Origin of the sequence: Pseudorhodoplanes sp., from assembly GCF_035565855.1 — a bacterium.
Lineage (GTDB): Bacteria > Pseudomonadota > Alphaproteobacteria > Rhizobiales > Xanthobacteraceae > Pseudorhodoplanes.
Genome location: NZ_DATMRX010000110.1, coordinates 1 through 1546 on the forward strand (window position 1 = coordinate 1; position 1546 = coordinate 1546).

Consider the following 1546-nt stretch of genomic DNA (forward strand, 5'->3'; position numbering starts at 1 on the left):
CCGAACAGGACGGCGAGCCGGTGACGCCGACGCGCAAGGTGAAGCGCAACCTGATGTACGATCGCTTCAAGGATCTGGTCGAAGGCATGTACGACGACACGGAGGAGCGGATGCTCGCTGCAGGTGCGGGCGATGCGCTGCGATAGTGGCTTTCTTTACCCTCCCCCTTGTGAGGAGGGTCGATCGACTGAGCGCAGCGAAGGAGATCGGGGTGGGGCGATTGCACGCGAGAACAAGGACCCCACCCCGCCTGCTTCGCTCCGCTCAGCAGGCGACCCTCCCCACAAGGGGAGGGTAGGATTCGTCAAACATTGAAAGAACAACGAACAGGATAGGGAGAACGCCAATGCTGAAACGGAGCCTGATGGGCGCGATTGCCGCGCTCGCCATTGCATTGCCCGCCACGGCGCAGGAGACCTACACCATCGGCCTGACTGGCGCGATGACCGGCCCCGCCGCCGGCACGCTCGGCCCAGCCGTCGAAGGCCTGCGCCTCTATATCGATCAACTGAACGCAAAAGGCGGCATCGATGGCCGCAAGGTGAACCTGATCCTGCAGGACGATTCCGCCGAAGCATCCAAGGCCGCCGCGAATGTGAAACGGCTGGTGGCGCAGGACAACGTGCCGGTTCTCGTCAATGCAAGCCTGTCGTCGACCTACGCGCCGATGCTCGCGGAAACCAGGCGCGCCGGTGTACCGGTCCTGTTCATGGGCGCGGTCTGCCCGAAGGAAGTGCTGCCGCCGAACGCCGATCCCCTGCAATTCTGCTCGACCGGTTTTGCGCAAACCTATGACAGCCGCGCTGCGCTCGCTTACGTCAAGAGCGTCGCCAAGGGCCCGGTGAATGTCGGCTATGCTGCGATGGCGATACCGATTTCGCGTTCGGAAATCGATTTCGCGTCGGCCGAAGCCGAGAAGATGGGCTTCAAGACCGTCGCCAAGGAAGTGATCCCGCCGCCGACGCCGGACTACACGCCGTTCGCAACCAAAATCAAGGATGCGGGCGCGAACTGGGCATTCTCCTGGGCGCCGTGGGTGACAGAGATCCGCACCTTCGAGGCGCTGCGCCGTCTCGGCTGGGACGGTGAATATCTCACCATCGCGCATCTCGAGGTCGAGGGCGAATTGCCGCGCGTGAAGGACCCGAAATTCTATGTGATGGGTGCGAACTCGTTCTATGCCGACGGTCTTCCGATCCATAAGGAGATCGAGGCAGCGGCGAAGGCCGGCGGCGCCAAGTATCCCGTCAATCAGATGACCGAAGGCTGGCTCGGCGGTCTCGCGCTCGAAGCCGCCTTGCGCAAGGCCGGCTGGCCCGCGACCAAGGAAAAGATCGCAGCCGCGATGTCGGACCTGAAGGTCGATACCAAGGGGCTGCACGGCGTGCCCATGGTCTGGACCAAGGACAATCACTTCCGCACCCAGCAGGCCTATCGCGTCTATCGCTGGGACGGCGGCAAGATCGGCGTGCTGCAGGACTGGAAGGTCTACGACGTGCAGTGAGGTACGCGGCACGAAACCATACACTCCGCTCGCCCCCGCGAA

At 63.2% G+C, this 1546-nt stretch carries 1 protein-coding gene; it reads left to right on the forward strand.

The window, feature by feature from the left end:
- The first annotated feature begins 346 nt into the window (after positions 1 to 346).
- Positions 347 to 1504: an ABC transporter substrate-binding protein gene (locus tag VN004_RS06175; protein WP_325608048.1), complete on the forward strand. Its 1158-nt coding sequence runs from the start codon at positions 347 to 349 to the stop codon at positions 1502 to 1504.
- Positions 1505 to 1546 lie beyond the last annotated feature (42 nt).